This window comes from Cognatishimia coralii (assembly GCF_037478305.1).
Lineage (GTDB): Bacteria > Pseudomonadota > Alphaproteobacteria > Rhodobacterales > Rhodobacteraceae > Cognatishimia > Cognatishimia coralii.
The window spans coordinates 276732-292716 of the sequence record NZ_JBBGAZ010000002.1 but is presented as its reverse complement, the minus strand read 5'-3'; the positions used below and the strand labels follow the sequence as shown (position 1 = coordinate 292716).

21 protein-coding genes are annotated in these 15985 nt (G+C 57.3%); 6 read left to right on the top strand and 15 right to left on the bottom strand.

Going from position 1 to position 15985, the window contains the following annotated elements; all coding sequences use genetic code 11:
* The 3 genes from WG622_RS07050 to pip form a co-directional block, all read right to left on the bottom strand.
* Window positions 1-1200 carry an ABC transporter permease gene (locus tag WG622_RS07050; protein ID WP_339402936.1) on the bottom strand — a complete coding sequence of 400 codons (1200 nt, stop codon included), beginning with the start codon at window positions 1198-1200 and terminating at the stop codon, window positions 1-3.
* On the bottom strand, window positions 1197-2195 hold the full coding sequence (locus tag WG622_RS07045) for an ABC transporter permease (protein WP_209357751.1): 999 nt from the start codon (window positions 2193-2195) through the stop codon (window positions 1197-1199). Before WG622_RS07045 ends, WG622_RS07050 begins: the two co-directional genes overlap by 4 nt.
* Window positions 2196-2391: 196 nt before the next feature.
* Window positions 2392-3363, bottom strand: a complete 972-nt coding sequence (gene pip, locus WG622_RS07040; protein WP_339402935.1) for a prolyl aminopeptidase — start codon at window positions 3361-3363, stop codon at window positions 2392-2394.
* Between the two features lie 49 nt (window positions 3364-3412).
* On the opposite strand from pip, the gene ubiG reads away from it, so the two are divergent.
* Entirely contained in the window at window positions 3413-4159 is a 747-nt protein-coding gene (gene ubiG / locus WG622_RS07035) for a bifunctional 2-polyprenyl-6-hydroxyphenol methylase/3-demethylubiquinol 3-O-methyltransferase UbiG (RefSeq protein ID WP_339402934.1), read from the top strand.
* 1 nt (window position 4160) lies between these two features.
* Here ubiG and WG622_RS07030 read toward each other — a convergent pair whose 3' ends face one another.
* The 5 genes from WG622_RS07030 to WG622_RS07010 are packed head-to-tail and all read right to left on the bottom strand — an operon-like array spanning window position 4161 to window position 6606.
* Window positions 4161-4328 (bottom strand): hypothetical protein, encoded by a 168-nt coding sequence (locus WG622_RS07030; protein WP_339402933.1) that lies wholly within the window; start codon window positions 4326-4328, stop codon window positions 4161-4163.
* Window positions 4325-4777: a MarR family winged helix-turn-helix transcriptional regulator gene (locus WG622_RS07025; protein ID WP_209357756.1), complete on the bottom strand. Its 453-nt coding sequence runs from the start codon at window positions 4775-4777 to the stop codon at window positions 4325-4327. The genes WG622_RS07030 and WG622_RS07025 overlap by 4 nt, the downstream gene beginning before the upstream one ends.
* Window positions 4758-5585 carry a carbon-nitrogen hydrolase family protein gene (locus WG622_RS07020; protein ID WP_339402932.1) on the bottom strand — a complete coding sequence of 276 codons (828 nt, stop codon included), beginning with the start codon at window positions 5583-5585 and terminating at the stop codon, window positions 4758-4760. Before WG622_RS07020 ends, WG622_RS07025 begins: the two co-directional genes overlap by 20 nt.
* 2 nt (window positions 5586-5587) lie before the next feature.
* Window positions 5588-5842, bottom strand: a complete 255-nt coding sequence (gene grxC, locus WG622_RS07015; RefSeq protein WP_339402931.1) for a glutaredoxin 3 — start codon at window positions 5840-5842, stop codon at window positions 5588-5590.
* Window positions 5843-5877: 35 nt separating this feature from the next.
* Entirely contained in the window at window positions 5878-6606 is a 729-nt protein-coding gene (locus WG622_RS07010) for a double zinc ribbon domain-containing protein (protein WP_339402930.1), read from the bottom strand.
* Between the two features lie 14 nt (window positions 6607-6620).
* Between WG622_RS07010 and WG622_RS07005 the strand changes: the two genes are divergently transcribed.
* From WG622_RS07005 to WG622_RS06995, 3 genes are all read left to right on the top strand, one after another.
* Window positions 6621-7442, top strand: coding sequence for a methyltransferase domain-containing protein (locus WG622_RS07005; protein ID WP_339402929.1), 822 nt, complete (start codon window positions 6621-6623; stop codon window positions 7440-7442).
* 128 nt (window positions 7443-7570) lie between these two features.
* Window positions 7571-8623 carry a ferrochelatase gene (gene hemH / locus WG622_RS07000; protein WP_339402928.1) on the top strand — a complete coding sequence of 351 codons (1053 nt, stop codon included), beginning with the start codon at window positions 7571-7573 and terminating at the stop codon, window positions 8621-8623.
* Between the two features lie 45 nt (window positions 8624-8668).
* On the top strand, window positions 8669-9100 hold the full coding sequence (locus WG622_RS06995; protein WP_339402927.1) for an MAPEG family protein: 432 nt from the start codon (window positions 8669-8671) through the stop codon (window positions 9098-9100).
* Between the two features lie 80 nt (window positions 9101-9180).
* On the opposite strand, the gene WG622_RS06990 is transcribed toward WG622_RS06995, so the two are convergent.
* Complete coding sequence (locus tag WG622_RS06990; RefSeq protein ID WP_339402926.1) at window positions 9181-9360, bottom strand: hypothetical protein; 180 nt, start codon at window positions 9358-9360, stop codon at window positions 9181-9183.
* 148 nt (window positions 9361-9508) lie between these two features.
* Window positions 9509-10111, bottom strand: a complete 603-nt coding sequence (locus WG622_RS06985; protein WP_339402925.1) for a L,D-transpeptidase — start codon at window positions 10109-10111, stop codon at window positions 9509-9511.
* A gap of 169 nt (window positions 10112-10280) precedes the next feature.
* On the opposite strand from WG622_RS06985, the gene dalA reads away from it, so the two are divergent.
* Window positions 10281-10829, top strand: coding sequence for a divisome-associated lipoprotein DalA (gene dalA, locus WG622_RS06980; RefSeq protein ID WP_498371365.1), 549 nt, complete (start codon window positions 10281-10283; stop codon window positions 10827-10829).
* Here the strand turns inward: dalA and WG622_RS06975 are convergent, their stop codons facing one another.
* The 5 genes from WG622_RS06975 to hslO all read right to left on the bottom strand — a co-directional run bounded on the left by WG622_RS06975 (window position 10830) and on the right by hslO (window position 15443).
* On the bottom strand, window positions 10830-11318 hold the full coding sequence (locus WG622_RS06975; RefSeq protein WP_339402924.1) for a L,D-transpeptidase family protein: 489 nt from the start codon (window positions 11316-11318) through the stop codon (window positions 10830-10832).
* Window positions 11319-11387: 69 nt separating this feature from the next.
* On the bottom strand, window positions 11388-12605 hold the full coding sequence (locus tag WG622_RS06970) for a class I SAM-dependent RNA methyltransferase (protein WP_339402923.1): 1218 nt from the start codon (window positions 12603-12605) through the stop codon (window positions 11388-11390).
* Between the two features lie 92 nt (window positions 12606-12697).
* Window positions 12698-13852 carry a CCA tRNA nucleotidyltransferase gene (locus WG622_RS06965; protein WP_339402922.1) on the bottom strand — a complete coding sequence of 385 codons (1155 nt, stop codon included), beginning with the start codon at window positions 13850-13852 and terminating at the stop codon, window positions 12698-12700.
* Window positions 13849-14445 (bottom strand): CoA pyrophosphatase, encoded by a 597-nt coding sequence (locus WG622_RS06960; protein WP_339402921.1) that lies wholly within the window; start codon window positions 14443-14445, stop codon window positions 13849-13851. The genes WG622_RS06965 and WG622_RS06960 overlap by 4 nt, the downstream gene beginning before the upstream one ends.
* Window positions 14442-15443 (bottom strand): Hsp33 family molecular chaperone HslO, encoded by a 1002-nt coding sequence (gene hslO / locus WG622_RS06955; protein WP_339402920.1) that lies wholly within the window; start codon window positions 15441-15443, stop codon window positions 14442-14444. The genes WG622_RS06960 and hslO overlap by 4 nt, the downstream gene beginning before the upstream one ends.
* Before the next feature lie 91 nt (window positions 15444-15534).
* Here hslO and WG622_RS06950 point away from each other — a divergent pair, with 91 nt between their 5' ends.
* Window positions 15535-15978, top strand: coding sequence for an NUDIX domain-containing protein (locus WG622_RS06950; RefSeq protein ID WP_339402919.1), 444 nt, complete (start codon window positions 15535-15537; stop codon window positions 15976-15978).
* Window positions 15979-15985 lie beyond the last annotated feature (7 nt).

Genomic DNA, 15985 nt, shown 5'->3' with positions numbered 1-15985 from the left:
TTATTCTTTCAGGCCCGAGGATGCGTGCAGCATCCAGTCGACAACGAAGTTAACGGCCACGGTGAGCAAAGCAATCGCTCCGGCTGCCAGCAGCGGCGCTGTCGCCACCTGCGGGGCAAAGGCCGCAAAGTTGATGAATTGTGCAAGGTCACGCACCATTGTGCCCCAATCCGCGAGCGGAGGTTGGATCCCCACACCCAGGAAGGACAGCGACGCGATGGTCAGGAACACAAAGCAGAAGCGCAGACCGAATTCCGCCAGCAATGGCGCAACGGCGTTCGGCAGGATCTCGCGGAACATCAGATAGCCCAGACCTTCACCGCGCAGCTTGGCCGCTTCGATATAGTCCATAACCACGATGTTCAGACCGACCGCACGGGCCAGACGGAACACGCGGGTTGAGTCGATCACCGCAATGATGATCACCATGTAGAAGGTCAGCAGGCCTTTTTCGGATCCAGCCCAAGCGGATGCGATGGTCATCAACAACAGCGCAAAGATCAGAGACGGAATCGCCATCAGAACATCGACGCCGCGCGACAAAAGCTGGTCAAGCCAGCCCTGCAGAACGGCTGCAAGGAAGCCAAGGCTCGCCCCAATAAAGAACGCCAGACATGTGGTCGCGAATGCGATGCCCACCGTGTTCTGAGCGCCGTAGATCAAACGGCTTAGGATGTCGCGGCCGATCTGGTCAGTGCCCAGTGGATAGTCCGGATTGCCTCCCATGGCAGGATTGCCACCTGGCACCACATTCGCGGCACCCAAGATCTCTTCCTGACCATAAGGCGCAATGGCACCCGCAAAGATCGCCACGAAGGCATAGATCAGGATCATCATGACACCGAAGCTGGCCGTCAGCGGCATGCTGCGGAACAGTTTCCGAGACCCCGCCGTGCCGACGGTGCGGCCCAGCAAACGGAACAACCATGCTGCAATCCCAAACAGGATGAACCCATCCACGGCCACACGGAAGAAGAAGTATTTGTTGGCAATCGCAGGATCCGCCGTACGCGCCAGATAATAGGTCCACACCGCCCAAACCAAACAGACCGCACCCAGAACATAGCCAAAGGCCACGCCTGTCGGCATATCGCGGAAAAACGGCGCATTCGACGTCGCCTTCTGCCCCACAAAACGGAACACCCAACCAGCGGCCCAAAGACCCACGAAAAAGAGAATAATTTGGATCCAGATATTCATTTCGGATGCCTCAGACGTGGGTTGGAGATGATCGACAGAATATCCGCCGTCAGGTTCAATAGGATGTAGGCGGTGGCAAAGATCAGACAGCAGGCCTGAACGACCGGAATGTCGCGGATCTTCACACTATCCACAAAGAGCTGTCCGATGCCCGGATAAACAAAGACCACCTCAACCACCACAACGCCGGTGATCAGATAGGCGAGGTTCAACGCGATAACGTTGATGATCGGGGCCAAAGCATTCGGCAACGCGTGCTTCACTATCACCCGCGCGGGGGACATGCCCTTCAGACGCGCCATCTCGATGTATGGCGACGCCAAGAGGTTAATAATCGCCGCCCGCGTCATCCGCATCATATGTGCAGTCACCACCAAGGTCAGCGTCAGCGCTGGTAGGAGTGTTTTTTCCAAACGATCCGAGAACGCCATATCCGCGTAAATATTAGAAAGCGACGGCAGGATCGGGTTCAAAACCGCAAGGAAGAGGATCAGCACATAGGCCAGAAAGAACTCTGGCGAAGAAATTGAGCTGAGTGTGAAGATATTGGCGCCGCGGTCAAACAGAGAGTTCCGATAAAGCGCTGCCAAAAGACCAAGGATAATGGAAAACGGCACCGCAATCATCGCGGTCACACCGGCCAGGAACATCGTATTGGCAAACCGTGGGGCAACCTGAGCCGCCACCGATCCAAGTCCGCTTCCGGTGTCAGACCCTGCAAAGCTCGCGAAGTTCGCTTGCGCAAAACTATTGCCAAGATCGCCCTGAACCGCCCCGCCGAGCCATTCAAAATAGCGCGTCACCGGAGGCTTATCGAGCCCAAGATCCTGACGGATTGCCGCGACCGCTTCGGGCGTCGCCCCCTGGCCCAAGATGGCCTGCGCAAAGTCTCCGGGCAGCATATTGACCGCTGCAAAGATAACGATGGACACAACAAACAGCGTAAGCACACCTAAGGCCAAACGCTGTGCGATAATTCGTAAAATAGAGGCCAATGGTCCTCACCTGGTTGGGTCTTGTTTTTTGTTAAGAACCATCGTGAGTTGAGGATGTCTGGCTGTAAAGCGTGTAAATATGAAATCAGAGAAGATCTTGTGTGTTGACCACTTTTTAACCGCAACAGCTTGCTTCGCTTGTACAATTTAGACGAATTCGCCTAATTTTTGGACATATACAATGCTAAATCTGGACTTATGTCCGGGCAAGGGAATCCATAGTTCTGACCAATTCCGCACTGATGCCCGGTTCCGACAGCGCATGGCCTGCATCGCGGATAATGCTGAGATGCGCGCCGGGCCAAAGATCCGCGATTTTCTGCGCCGTATGTGGCGGGCAGATCATGTCATAGCGCCCTTGCACGATATAGCCGGGGATATCTGCGATCTTGTCCATGTTCTCAAAGATCTGGCCATCTTGTTCGAGAAAACCAGCGTTTATGAAATAATGGTTCTCAAGACGCGAGAAAGCATGCGCATATTCCGCCGGAGGCGTCGCTGTGCTGCCATCCGAATAAACCGACGCCAAAGCATTTTCCCAAGCGGCCCAAGCACGGGCATAAGCAACCTCGGTGGTACGGTTTCCGCTAAACAAACGCTTGTGATAGGCGGCAATCATGTCGACCCGCTCGTCTTCTGGGATCATATTCGCAAATTTCGCCCAGGTTTCCGGGAAAAACTGCGCGGCCCCTCCGCCATAGAACCAATCCAGCTCGGCGCGGGTCATCGCAAAAACACCGCGTAGAACAAGCGCCGTCGGCCGGTCTGGATGCGCTTGGGCATATAGCAAGGCCAGCGTTGCCCCCCAGCTGCCGCCAAATACCACCCATTGAACAATGCCCAGCGCGGCACGGATCCGTTCGATATCCGCGATCAGATGCCAGGTCGTGTTGTTCTCGATCGAAGCATGGGGTTTTGACCGTCCACAGCCCCGTTGATCAAACAGCACCACGCGATAAACCTCGGGATCGAAATAGCGCCGCATTGTCGGGCTGCACCCACCGCCGGGGCCTCCGTGAAACACCACAACAGGTGTGCCATTTGGGTTGCCAGATTGCTCGACATAGATCTGATGACCATCGCCCATATCCATCATGCGCTGATCGAAAGGCTCGATCGGCGGGTAAAGGAAAGAAACTGCGCGCTTTTGACCTGAATGTTTGTCCATAGTGACACTATATAGTAACTCGCGCCCAAAAGATCATATGGAGATCAGAATGCAACCCGAGTTGAACACCGTCGACCCAGCGGAAGTCGCCAAATTCGAAGCCATGGCCGCGGAATGGTGGGACCCAAAGGGAAAGTTCAAACCATTGCATATGCTGAATCCCTGCCGTCTGGACTATATCACGTCGCAAATCGCCGCGGAGTATGGTCGCGACTTGGGAACGGAACGTCCCTTCGAAGGCCTCACGATCCTGGACATCGGTTGCGGCGGAGGTTTGCTCAGCGAACCAATGGCCCGCCTTGGTGCGACCGTCGTCGGCGCGGATGCCGCCGAGCGCAACATTCCCGTCGCCAAGGTCCACGCCGAGCAGTCCGGCCTGACCATCGATTACCGCCACACCACGGCTGAGGCGATTGCTGAAGCAGGCGAGCGCTTTGACGTCGTTTTGAACATGGAAGTCGTCGAGCATGTGGCCGACCCGCAGGAATTTCTGACCTGCTGTCAGACCCTGCTGAAACCAGGTGGGATCATGATTTGCTCCACTCTGAACCGCAATCCTAAAAGCTTTGTCATGGGCATCATCGGCGCGGAATATATCATGCGCTGGCTGCCCAAAGGCACGCATGAATGGAGCAAGTTCATCACGCCGGATGAGCTCTATGATTTTCTAGAAAAAGGTGGGCTGACGCCTGTGGATCGCAAAGGGTTTGTATTCAATCCGATCACCTGGGGCTGGTCGATCTCGGATCGAGATCTCAGTGTGAACTACGTGACCACTAGCCAGAAACCTGCGTGAACTACTCGGTCACACAGGCCTCTGTGTCATAATCATAACGTCCGCCCTGCTCGACGCAGGCGTCTACAGCGGCGGTGTGCTGAATTGTCGGGATCGTATATACAAGAATAAAGACAACGGCGGCCCCAACCGCGACCAAGTTCATCGATTTCTTGCGCGCGGGCGTCACCCGTTTTCCTCGAGTTTGACGCGCAATTCGCGCAGGATCGGCAGAGCGGAACGCACGCGGTGTTCTCCGATGTCTTTGACCACTTCGGAAATGATCGGCGCGATATTCGCGAGCGCTGCGTCCCGCGCCCTTCGCCCGGCCGGGCTGATCGTTACCAGTTTGCGCCGCGCATCGTCCCAATCGGGCCGGATATGCACATTGCCCGCCGCCTCAAGTTTCGCCAGCGTATTGGTCATCGCCCCACGCGTAACATGGAAACTTTTCGCAAGTTGCGCCGGAGTCCGCTCGCTGCCGGAATGCGCCAGGTGGTTCAGCACAGAAAAATGCGACAGCTCCATGCCTTTTGGCAGCGCCTTAGACAGACGGTTGCGCGCCAATTGGTCGGCCATCAGGATCTCGCTGAACAGCGAAACCGCCAGCGCGTCGGTGTCATTCTGCGATTGGGCCATCGAACTCTGTCTCATGGGTCAGCGAAGGCACGCGGCGGCGCGCCTCGGATACTTGGTCGCGGTCAAGTTCCACATATAGGGTCACCGGATCAACCCCTGCCTCGGCCACAATCTCTCCCCAAGGTGAAATAGCCAGAGAATGCCCATAGGTCTTGCGCCTTGGCGCGTTTTCTCCGCACTGACCGGGCGCGAGGATCCAGCATCCGGTTTCAATTGCACGCGCCCGAAGCAAGGCATGCCAATGCGCAGCCCCTGTGACCTGCGAAAAGGCGGCCGGAACGGTGATCACCTCGGCGCCCGCTTTGGCCAAACGATTGAAAAGATGCGGAAACCGGACATCATAACAGATGGTCAGGCCGATCTTGGCGAAAGGCGTGTCCGCCAAGACCGCACGCGCGCCCGGCCTGTAACCGGCGGATTCGCGATATGTCTCTTCGGGCGTCACCTGCACATCAAACATATGGATCTTGTCATACCGCGCGCGGATCGCGCCATCGGGATCGATCAAAAACTGCCGATTGGCAAAGCGCCCGTCGGCATCACTGGTTTTAAGTGCCAAAGACCCAATCGTCAGCCAAATCCCATGCGCCTTGGCGGCCTCTCGCAAGCCCGCCAACGTCTGATCATCAGCCTCAAGCTGCAACACCGCATTTTGATGCGAGCGACTGGCCGAGACGCAATTGGACACCTCAGGCGTCAGCACATATCCCGCACCCTGCCCCGCAGCCTCGGCGATCCGTTCTTGCAACATAGCAAGATTGGCCTCCGGATCCTCGGACGAGGTGATCTGCAACAGGGCGGTTTTCATGGTTAGGCCAGCATCCGATCCAGCTTACCGCTGTGCTCAAGCGCCATCAGATCGTCACACCCGCCGATATGCTCTCCATCGATAAAGATCTGCGGAAAGGTGCTGCGGCCCCCAGATCGTTGCACCATCTCGGGCTTACGTTCAGGGTTGTCCCAGACCTTCACCTCGACATAGGCCACCGATTTACGGTCGAGCAAAGACTTGGCGGCGGAACAGAACCCGCAAAGCGGGCGCGTATATATCTCTACGTTTTTCATAAGTCGTCATCCTAGCTGACATGTGTCTGCGCGATTTAATGGTGCATTGCAACGCGCGCCAGCGTGATGACGTCAATTTTCCGTGGGCTTGCGGGTGCCAAGGCCAAAGCACAGGCCTCAAGAGTGGCCCCTGTGGTCATCACATCATCCACGAGCAAGACCGCCTTTCCTTCAATTCGGGCGAGCCGCTTCGCATTCAAAACAATCGCGCCCTTCATCGTTTCAAGGCGCGCCTCTCTCTTTCCTTTCATCGGCGCGGTTGCCGTTTCCCGGATCAAAGCATCGGGGCAATGGGATACCTCTAGCCGCGCGGCCAAATGCCCGGACAATAAAGCCGCCTGATTATAGGTCCGCTTGAAGAGGCGTTTCCAATGCAACGGCACCGGCACCAAAATCGTATCCGCCTCAACAAGATCCCGTGCCTTGCGTTCCATCCAACCCGCCATAGGCCGCGCCATATCCGTGCGATCTCCGTGCTTCAGGCGCATGACCAATTTCCGAGACAGGCCGTCATATTCCAAAACGGCCCGCCCCCTGTCCCACGGCCGCGGAGACAAGAGACAGGCGTCGCAATGGGCAATCTCAGTTGGGTCCGGCCCCAGCAAAGGCACGCCGCAAGCATCGCAACTGAGCCCCGTCACAAAGGGCGTATCCCGCCAACACGTGCCACACAGACCAAAGTCCCCCTCCACCAACTCGCCACATCCGACGCAACGCGCGGGATAGATCATTTTCAGCAAGGTTTGTGCTTGGCGAAATTTCATCCTAGATACCGCCCATGACCAAAACGCCCCCAACATTGACCGACCGCGCAGCCCTTATGCGCAATCGCCAGCGCGCGGATCTGGACCGGGGCATGTTCCTGCAAACCCTCGTGGCTGACGACATCGAAGATCGCCTCTCCATGGTTAACAGGGACTTTACAGATATCGCGATTGTGACCGGCTTCCCTGACATCTGGCGCGCGCGGCTGCCCAAGGCCACGATTGTCCAAGATACCGACACCCTCGCGCTCACCGCTAAAAGCCATGACCTGATCATCCATGCCCTCGCGCTGCATTGGGCCAATGATCCCGTTGGCCAGCTTATCCAATGTCGCCACGCGCTGAAGGATGATGGCCTGCTGCTGACAGCCAGCTTCGGCGGCCAAACCCTGCAAGAGTTACGCGCCTGCCTGGCCCAAGCCGAATCCGAACTCACCGGAGGCCTCAGCCCCCGCATCCTCCCGATGGGAGAAATCCGAGACCTCGGCGCTCTATTGCAACGCGCTGGCTTTGCCCTTCCTGTTGCGGACAGCCTGCCTTTGGATGTCAGCTACGAAACCTCCCTGGATCTGATGAAAGACCTGCGCGCCATGGGCGAAAACAACGCGCTTTTCACGCGCCGCAAAACGCTCTCTACCAAGGCGCTTTTTGCCCGCACCGAAGATCTCTATCGTCAGTCTTTCATTGAAAATAACCGCCTCAAAACCACCTTCGAGATCATTTTCATGACCGGCTGGACCCCCGACGAAAGCCAGCCGAAACCCCTGCGCCCGGGTTCCGCCAGCACGCGCCTCGCGGATGCGCTTAAGACCAGCGAAACCAAGCTGAAGCCGTAGTCCTTTTTCTCTTGCCATAAATATCCAAACTTGGGGCGCAGCCCCAAAATGCCGCATTGCATCACTTCGCGATTGACCCATGTCGCCAAGAGACTATCTCTGCTGAAATCCAAACCGATGAGAAGCCAATGACCGACTTAGCCACCCGCCCCGAGCACGCCCCTGCTGACCACCCAAAGGTCGCGCGCGGCAAAACCGGCATCCTTCTCGCCAACCTCGGCACGCCGGATCACTACAGCTATTGGCCCATGCGCCGCTATCTGAACGAGTTTCTGTCGGACCGCCGCGTCATCGACTATGCGCCCTGGAAATGGCAGCCCTTGTTGCAGCTGATCATCCTGACCAAACGCCCCTTCACGTCAGGTGAGGCTTACAAATCCATCTGGAACCACGACAAGGGCGAGAGCCCCCTGATGACGATCACCAAAGACCAAACCGCCAAATTCGCAGACCTCATGGCCGCGCGTCACGGCGATCAGGTCATGGTCGATTTCTGCATGCGCTATGGCAATCCTTCCACCGAATCCAAAGTGCGCGAGATGGTCAAAGCCGGCTGCGAACGCATCCTGTTCTTCCCGCTCTATCCGCAATACGCAGGCGCGACCTCGGCGACGGCCAACGACCAGTTCTTCCGCGCTTTGATGAAAGAAACCTGGCAACCTGCGTCGCGCACAATTGAGCCTTACTACGACGACCCACGCTATATCGACGCCTTGGCCAATTCTGTCGAAGAGGCATACGGCCAACTTGAAAAACGCCCCGATATTCTCGTGGTCAGCTACCATGGCATGCCATTGCGCTATCTGATGCAGGGCGACCCGTACCATTGCCAATGCGCCAAGGTTACGCGACTGTTAAAAGAGCGTCTGGGTTGGAAAGACACCGATCTCGTCACCACCTTCCAATCCAAATTCGGCCCCGAAGATTGGCTCCAGCCTTACACGGTCGAAGAGGTCGCGCGTCTGGCCAGCGAGGACGGCAAGAAAAACATCGCCGTCATTGCGCCGGCCTTCTCGGCCGATTGCATCGAAACGCTCGAGGAAATCAACGAAGAGATCAAAGAGAGCTTTGAGGAAGCTGGCGGTGAGCATTTCACTTATATCCCTTGCCTGAATGACCGCGACGATCACATTCAGGTTCTCGCAGATATCGCGACGGAAAACTTGCAAGGCTGGCTCTGACTCATAAGCTCCGCGATCAGAAACCCCCTGAACGCGGAGACCTTCATGTCGCTTCAAATCTTTCTGCAACCGGTTGTTGCTCTTATCCTGTGGACCTTGGTGATTTGGTGCTGGCTCTATGCCACCCGCATTCCGGCCATGAGCAAAGCCCATGTGCACCCGCAATCCGCCCAAAGCCCTCGCGGAGACTGGCGGCAAAAACTACCGGAAAATGTGAATTGGGTGGCAGACAATTATAACCACCTGCATGAACAGCCGACAGTGTTTTACGCGCTTATGGGAACCATCGCCCTGACTGGTCTGCAATCCACGGCTGCACTTGGACTTGCATGGGCCTATGTCGGGTTTCGGATCCTGCATTCTCTTGTGCAGACCCTGGGGAACCGTGTGATCGTGCGATTTACCTGTTTCGCACTGGCAAGCCTTGCGTTGATTGCTTTGGCAATCACAACGGCACTCAGGATTTTTAGCGCTTAACGAAGAGACTAGCGCAAAAAAAAGAGGCGTTGCCAACGCAACGCCTCTTTCTGAATAAAGCAGGGTGACCTGCCTTAAACTTAGTTGTCCAGAGCAACCGCCAGGATCGCCAGAACCAGCAGAGGAACAACGATGTTGGAAGAAGAAGACGCTGCGTCTTCAACAACAACTTCTGGTTCCATCATTGCTTTGTCCATGCCGCCTGCGAATGCGGTGGAAGCTGCTGCAGTCATTGCTGCTGCGAGAACGAGTTTTTTCATAGTAGTACCCTCCAGTATCAGCTTGCGCCAAAATTAAAGAATGAGCGCAAGCGCGTAAGACTTACCTCGTGATTCCTGTGTAATGTCTTGAAAGCGATCTTTGCAAACCTAATCACACACTTATCTCGGGCTCAGCGCCACAATGTGGTCAAATTAGCAACACTTGGGTGCCAACTTTGGCCAATTCGAACAGTTCTGCGATGTGCTCATTGTAAAGCCCGATACAGCCATTAGACGATCTGCGCCCGATTTTACGCTCATCATGCGTGCCGTGGATCCGGTAGTAGGTCCAGCTCAGATAAAGTGCATGAGTCCCCAATGGGTTATCCGGTCCGGGACCGACAAATTCAGGCCATTCTGGATTGCGTTCCAGCATCGCTGGGGTCGGCCGCCAGCTGGGGCCCTCGACCTTGCGTACAACTTTAGTGCGACCCAATCGGGTCAGGTCTTCAGTCAGTGGAACAGAGGACGGATAGAGCTTGTAAGTGTTTCCATCCTGGCTCCAATAATGCAATGCGCGGCTTGTTGTATCGCAAAGTATCGCGCCATTTTTCAGATTCTTGAAATATGGCTCCCAAGAAAGACCCCGAAAGCTCGACGCATTTCGGCGCACAGTTTCGATATCTGCTTCGATTTCTGTAGTCGAATCCGCGTTCACATCATCCTGCGCCAAAGCAGGCGCGCCGATAAAGGCCGTGCTTGTTGCCAGAAACGTGCGTCGATTGACGCGGTCAAACGGCGATTTACTCATGATATGCCCCTCAATGACATAGGTTTGGCGGCAATTTATGGCGCTAAAGCCGCAGTCGCAAATCAAACAAGCGTCATCTTGCCGTGGTCACGGGAATGTGGGCTTTCAACGCAACGATACACCCGCTAAAGATCTCTGCACGCGAAAGATAGAGCCAAGAGGGGGTCTCATGCGCATTCTTGCCCTGATGATGAGTGTTGTTCTGGCCGTATCCGGCTGCACGCTTGGCGCGCCATCCGAGCCCACTTTAGGCGCCGACGGCAAACCTTTGCCCCGCCTTTACCGGATCAAGGACCGCGATGTTGGCAAGATCCAATTGCGCATGCTGGATTCCGTCAACGCCCTGCGCAGCGCCACCGGCGTTGAAGCAGTTGAGATGGATGCCAATCTGATCGCCGCTGCCGCCACGCACGCGCGCGACATGTCGATCCAAAACCGCCCGTGGCACTTCGGCTCTGACGGCTCGTCGCCCATCGAGCGTGTGGCGCGGTCTGGCTATGTCGGCACACTTGTGGGCGAAAACATCTCCGAGACCTACGAGACGGAACTCGAAACCCTCGCGGCATGGATGGAAGAACCCGGCTCACGCACCGTGATCATGGATCCAGTGGCGACCGATATGGGCTTTGCCTGGTTGCAAGAGGCGAACGGCAAGATCTGGTGGGTGCTGGTTCTGGGTGCAGAAACCGAAGCTGAGCTGGTTGCCGAGCTGCAATAATCACTCGCGAATGACGATCTTGGTGCCGGTTTCGACCATGGCATAGATCTCGCGCATCTCGCGGTTTGTGACAGCGATACAGCCAAGCGTCCAATCAATCAGATCGCTTTGGTATTTCTTGGGACGCCCGTGGATAAAGATATCGCCCCCGGGATCGACGCCCAGCGCCTTGGCCTCGGCTATGTCTTGTTCGTTGGGATAGGAAATGCCCAGCGACAGGTAAAACTGGCTCTGCGGATTACGGCGGTCGATTTCATAGACCCCTTCCGGCGTGCGCCCGTCACCCTCTTGGACCTTATCGCCAATCGGCGCGAAGCCTAGCCCGACGTCATATTCGCGCAGCACAATTGGGCCATGCATCAGATACATTTTGCGCTCGGCCTTCTCGACCACAATCCGCGTGACCTTTGGCCCCGTATAGGTGCCATAACTTTGGCCACAGGCCGCAAGAAACAGCCCCGCCACGATGATCAGAAAAAGCGCCCGCATTTGATGCTCTGTTTGTTGTTTTGGCGGACCATATCACGAAAGCGCGGCGCGGCCCACCTCACAAATCCGTCAGCGCGCGAATGCGCCGACCAGCTCGACGTGGCTCGACCAGCGGAACTGATCGACCACCTGCACCCAGTCCAGACGATAGCCTGCGTCCACCAAGACCTTGGCATCCCGCGCGAAAGTCACCGGATTGCAGGACACAAAAGCGATCCTCGCCAACTCAGACCGCGTCAATTCCACCGTCTGGGCCAAGGCCCCTGCCCGCGGCGGATCAATCACCGCTGCGTCATACCGCAGGTCCTCAGCCATCAGCGGATTGCGGAACAGATCCCGTGTCTCAACCGAAACCCGCTTCAGCCCCTGCGCCTCGCGCCACCCTCGATCCAAAGCCTTCATCATCGCAGCCTCGCCCTCGATCGCATGGACCTCAGCGGTCGCAGCCATCGGCAAAGAAAACGTCCCACAACCGGCGAAGAGATCCACAACGGATTTCGCATGCCCCACGATCTCTTGCGCCGCCGCGACCAAAGCCGCCTCACCCTCGCGCGTCGCCTGCAAAAACGCCCCCGGAGGCGGCACAACCCGCGCCCCTCCAAAACGTTGCACCGGAGGCACCAAGGTCGCGATCACCTCACCATCCCAAGTCAGCCGCGCCACCTTCAAACGCTGCGCCTCTTGCCCCAACTGCGCCTCAAACGCTCCATCCAAAGGCTTGCCACCGGAAACAGCAATATCCAGACCCCCGTCAGACAGCGTCGCCGTGACCGATAATTCGCCTTTCCGAGACGCGCCCAAAACAGCCAACTCACGCGCGATGTCCAAGGCGGGCATCACATCAGGATGCAACACATCGCAGTCCGTGATCTCTGCGATCACTGAACTCGCCCGCATATGAAATCCGGCCATCGCCCCTTTTTTCGTGCGCCGCGCCGAGATCACAGCACGCCGCCGACTGCGCACCGGAGAGGTTTTGATCGGGCGAAACGTGGTCTCGAGCCCAACCGCCCCCAAAGCCTGCCGCACCACATCCACTTTCCAAGCGGCAACAAAGGGGTCAGAGGCGTGCTGCAACCCACAACCGCCACAGGATTTGAAATGCCCACAGGGCGCTTTCACCCGATCCTCGGACGGCGTCAAAACCCGCAAGTCCTTCAGCCGATCACCTTCCAAAACGCCACTGACGGTCTCGCCCGGCAAAGACAAAGGCGCAAAAACTGGCCCCGCAGCGATCCCGTCGCCATGGTGCCCAAGTCTCTCAATCTGGTGTTCTGTCCGTGTCATCCCGCGCCTTTAGCCCGAGGCCTACCCGAAAGCCAAGCCTCTTCATTTTGCCAAAAATACTCATATCCCTAGCACGCGGCGGGATGGCACGCCTAAAGGGAGCGCAACAGGTCGTCTTTGGTCAAAGCGAACCCCGACGCAATCCACGACGCTTCAAGGGTTTTCAAAGCCTCGCCCAACTTCACGCCCGCGAACTCTGGCATCAAATCCGCGGCCTTGACCGGAAATTCCGCCTCTGCGCCCAGCGCGATCTCTGTTTTCATCTCGGGCTGCAATGGCGTCTCAAAAACCGCCGCGCGCAATAGCGCAACGGAATGGGCCACATCCGCACCATGCCGATAGGCCACCGCGGCCAAAGCCTCCATCGAGCCGATTTCATCGCGCAGCACATCAAGTATTTCAGTCTGTTTTTTAGACAGGCGGAGGTTTTCTGAAACCGCATCCCCACCCAAATTGGCAAGACGACGCAGCGCATCCGGCGCGAGACCCGCCTCACCTTCCAAATGCACCAAGGGCGCAAGCGTGCGGTCATCGGCTCCGGGTAGGACCTGTCCCAAAACACCAGTCTGACGCATGGCCGCGACTGAGGGGGCTGGATCTGTGGCAGACAACAGCTTCAAAATATCCGCTCCGACCCGCTCTTTGGAAATCCGCTCAAGACCCTCAAAGGTCTCAGAAATCGCCGCCAAAGCCTCAGAATCCATCCCCGCCGATGGATCCCCGTACCACGCATGAAAGCGAAAATACCTCAGGATCCGCAGATAATCCTCGCGAATGCGCTGGGTTGGATCATCAATAAACCGCAAAATACGCGCCTCAAGATCAGCCATCCCGCTCAGAGGGTCCAAGACCTCTCCGTCCCGATCCACATAAAGCGCGTTCATCGTGAAATCCCGACGCCGTGCGTCATCCGTCACGCTCGTGGAAAAGGCAACGGTCGCGCGGCGGCCATCCGTGGCCACGTCTTTGCGGAAGGTCGTGATTTCATGCGGGATACCGCCGGACACGACAGTGATGGTGCCGTGATCGATACCCGTTGGTATAGCCTTGAGCCCAGCCGCTTTCGCCAATTGCACGACCTGATCTGGCAGCGCGTCAGTGCTCATGTCCACATCAGACACAGCGACGCCCATCAGCGCATTGCGCACGCAGCCACCCACCGCATAGACCTGATATCCGGCGTCTGAGAGCATCGCGAAAACAGCCTGCGTTTCCGCTCGCGTCAGCCAGTCGCCAGAGATCTTCACGCGGACATCCTCTCGGCCAACCCCCGCAAAATACGCGCGGTCGCGCCCCAGATGTAATAAGGGCCAAATGGCACAGTGTAGTAATGCCGCCTCTGACCCAACCAGCGACGGCCTTGCACGGAAAAGTTCGCCTTATCAGTCACATGACCAAGTGGAACGCGAAACACCTCTTCGACCTCTCCCTGTTCCGGCGTGATCGTAAAATCACGTTCGATCAGGCCAATCACAGGCGTCACGGTAAAACTCGTCACGGTCTCATGCGTCGGCAAGACACCCAGAACCTGCACTGCATCTTCAGGTAACCCGATTTCTTCGTGCGCCTCGCGCAGAGCGGCGGCGGTGACATCCGCGTCGCTCTCTTCCTGCTTGCCGCCGGGAAAGGCGATCTGGCCCGGGTGATGTTTCAAATGGCTCGCGCGTTTGGTCAGCAGGACCTGCGCCACGCCATCAATCACCTGAACCGGCATCAAAACGCCCGCTGGACGCAGCTTGCGTCCCTCGGGCAACACGACACCGGGGTTCAGATCGAAATCAGACGAGCTCGCGGACTCCCGCGCCAAAGCCGCAAGCAAAGGCGCGAGAGGATCGCTCATTGTTCTGCCGCCTTACGGGCCTTTTCGGCCTCTAGTCCGACAGTTTTTGGATCAAGCTGGTAATGCGTGCCGCAGAACTGACAATCCGCTGTAACCCAGCCCTCAGCCGTGGTCATCTTTTCGATGTCGCGCGACGAATAGATCGAAAGACTTTGACGCACCTTGTCCTCAGAACAGCTACAGCCAAATTTCACCGCCTGCGCGTCATAAACCCGCGGAGCTTCCTCGTGAAACAGGCGCACCAGGAGGTCCGCCGGCGTGACCGATGGGCCGATGAGCTCCAGCTCTTCCACAGAGTTCAGCAGGATATTGGCGCGGTTCCAGTTTTCCTCATCATCTTCGAACAACAGGTCCGAGGCTGTCAAAGTGCCGCCCTCGCCAGACCCACCTTCGCCAGAGGCAAAGGGCGAGGCCTTTGGCATATGCTGCAGCATTACGCCACCGGCACGCCAATGCTCTTCGCCACCAGCTTCGGTGGATTTGCCGAATTTCAGCGAGAAGCGCGTCGGCAGCTGTTCTGATTGCGCGAAATAGCCTTCGGCACTTGCGGCCAGAGACCCGCCAACCAACGGCGCAATCCCCTGATAAGGCTGCATCCCTTCGCCCTGATCGATCAGAACCGCGAAATAGCCATTGCCGAGCTGCGCAAAGCCGTCGCCCTCGGTCAGACGCTCTTCGTCAAAACTCGCATAGGCACGGATGCGCGCAGGCTCGCCTTCTTCAGACGGACCATAGTAGTCGGTCGCAATCATCCGCACCGGACCATTGGTCTGCACCTGCAAGGACAGCTTCCAGCGCAGCTTGATCGATTGACCGATCAAAGCCGTCAGCAAAGCCATCTCGGCGACCAGAGCCTCGACCATCGGAGGGTACGCGTGTTGTTTCAGGATGCCATGCAGCACCCCGTCCAGACGCGCGACGCGGCCACGGATGTCAGAATTGTCCAGTTGGAACGGCAATACGGTGTCGTCCCATGCGATTTTATTTCCAAGAGTCATGATCTGTCCTTGGGGGTTTTAGAAAGCGCCCAGAATTGGCATACCGCAGCTATATAGGTGCGACAAGACGCGTGAAAAGGCCCCCTATCTTATGATCAGACGCTTTGGAACCCCTCCTGACGGCGCGCGGCGCTATAAACGCCGGCCCGGTGCTTATGTGGCGCTTTTGCGGGGCGATGACATCTTGGTGACGCGCCAGTATCTGCCCGAGACCATGGATGCGCCGGAAATCCAGCTGCCCGGTGGCGGAATTGATCCGGGCGAGTCGCCCATCCCTGCCCTGCATCGTGAAGTCTATGAAGAGACCGGCTGGCATATGACACCCCCGCGCCGATTGGGGGCGTTTCGGCGGTTTACCTATATGCCGGAGTATGGGTTCTGGGCGGAAAAGCTCTGCACGATCTATGTGGCGCGGCCGACGGTGCGGTTGGGGCCTCCGATTGAAGCGGGGCATGAGGCGATTTGGATGCCGAAGTCGGTGGCTTTGCGCGTCTTGTTCAACGAGGGCGACGCGCATTTTCTATCCAAGCTTTAGGCTCGGA